This window comes from Leptolyngbya sp. FACHB-36, from assembly GCF_014695955.1.
Lineage (GTDB): Bacteria > Cyanobacteriota > Cyanobacteriia > Leptolyngbyales > Leptolyngbyaceae > FACHB-36.
The window spans coordinates 1-1,985 of the sequence record NZ_JACJPG010000071.1; the positions used below are offsets into that span (position 1 = coordinate 1).

The window sequence follows — 1,985 nt, forward strand, 5'->3', positions numbered from 1 at the left end:
GACGTTTTTAGGGCACCTAATTGACTAGAAAGCTCGGTTCCTGCTAGTTCGTCCTGCCACTGACTTAGCATTTGAACTGCTGCCTGTAACGGAATACAGGTCAGCCCACCTCGTAACGCCGCGATCGTTGAGTCTAAGCTAGTTTGTGTGATTGCAGCTGCCATAACCCACCTAACTAAGCAACATACCTCTCACTGTAGGTAGCTTGCAGCAAATATCTAGTATCCACAGAGGGATCGATCCGCGCTTCAGAGACTTCTTAATTTGCCTTTGCACTCAGAAAATGAGCAATCCGATCGACCGCCTGTTCCAGCACTGCTGGATCATGAACAAGCGCGAACCGGACGTAGCCCTCTCCTGCTTTGCCAAATCCGGCACCTGGAGAAACGGCAACTCCAGTGGCTTCAACTAACTGAACCGAGAACTCAATCGATCGCGCCGTCCACGGTTCCGGCAGTTTCGCCCAGACGTACATCGTTGCATCCGGTCGCGGTGCTTGCCACCCAATGCGATGCAGTGCGGAAATAAACGCATCGCGCCGTTGACGAAACGTCTCTACGGCCAATTGCACGCCGTCTTGGGGTCCACTTAACGCCGCGATCGCCCCATTCAAAATTCCTCGATACTGGTTGAAATCGATCGCCGCCTTTACCAACCGGAGCGCGCGGATTAGCTCTGCATTGCCGATCGCGTACCCGACTCGGAAGCCGCCCATGTTGTAAGACTTGGACATGGTGAAGAACTCGATCGACACCGTCTTCTCTGGGTCGGCTTGCAGCACTGAAGGAGCTGTACCCTCAAACACTAAATCGGCGTAGGGAAAATCGTGAACCAGCACCAGATTGTGCTGCCGACAAAACGCGACGGCTTCCTGAAAAAACGACAGCGGAGCCATTGCTGCTGTAGGATTGTGCGGATAGCTCAGCACCATCATTCGTGCCTGCTGCAACACATAGGGCGGCACGTCCTCTAGCACGGGTAAAAAGCCGCGATCGGCGTGCATCGGCATCGGGTACACTTGCCCGCTAGCCAGATGAACTCCACCTATGTGAGACGGATAACCCGGATCGAGCAGTAGTGCAAAGTCCCCTGGATTTAGCACGGCAAGCGGCAAATGCGCTGTTCCTTCCTGAGAGCCAATCAGCGGTAACACTTCCGTTTCTGGATCGACTGCAACACCAAACTTCTGCGTGTACCACTGTGCTGCCGCCTGCCGGAACGCTTTCGTACCGTGAAACAGCAAATAGCCGTGAGTGCTAGGGTCAGGGAGAGATTGCGCGATCGCCTCCAGCACATGCGGTTGAGCAGGCAAATCCGACGACCCGAGCGATAAATCAATGATGTCTCGACCAGCAGCAGTTGCCCTGGCTTTTGCCTGATCCATGTCGGCAAAAACGTTGGAGCGGAGGGGGGCAAGGCGAGTGGCGAAATGCATGGCGATTGATGATGAACATCTGCTAGGTCGATCGTAGCGCGTTGCAGACATAATCTTGCAATCAGACCTCTAACGGCTAACATCCTAACGGCTAACAGCGATTTGCTAAAGCCGTTAAGATGTTTAGTCTAGTTCTGACCGAGTTCCTAGTTCAACTGTGAACTTAGCATCTCTTCGAGTTTTTGCCTCGTGACTGCGCCTTCGGAGGCTTCCACCACGTCTCCGGCTCGAAACAGTCGAAATGCTGGAACCCCTTCGACTTTGTATTTGGCAACGGAGTCTGGATTGGGATCAACCTCAAGCTTGACGATTTTGAGGCGATCGCTGTAGGTCGATGCCAAGCTGTCCATAATCGGAGCCATCAAGCGGCAGGGACCACACCACGATGCCCAGAAATACGCCAATACAGGCTTTGCTTCTTGCAGAACTTCAGTCTCGAATTCAGCGTCTGTGATCGTGACTACACTACTCATAATCGCTTCTCAAACAACACCTGTAAACGGTCACACTTTTGTATTCTGTCCCGTTTTGGTGCCCGAAGCAAACGGAG

The 1,985-nt window shown here is 53.1% G+C and carries 2 protein-coding genes; both read right to left on the minus strand.

The window, feature by feature from the left end; translation table 11 throughout:
• Nucleotides 1–259: 259 nt before the first annotated feature.
• Nucleotides 260–1,435, minus strand: coding sequence for an LL-diaminopimelate aminotransferase (locus H6F43_RS00985; protein WP_190340165.1), 1,176 nt, complete (start codon nucleotides 1,433–1,435; stop codon nucleotides 260–262).
• Between the two features lie 146 nt (nucleotides 1,436–1,581).
• Nucleotides 1,582–1,908 (minus strand): thioredoxin family protein, encoded by a 327-nt coding sequence (locus tag H6F43_RS00990; RefSeq protein WP_190340166.1) that lies wholly within the window; start codon nucleotides 1,906–1,908, stop codon nucleotides 1,582–1,584.
• Nucleotides 1,909–1,985 lie beyond the last annotated feature (77 nt).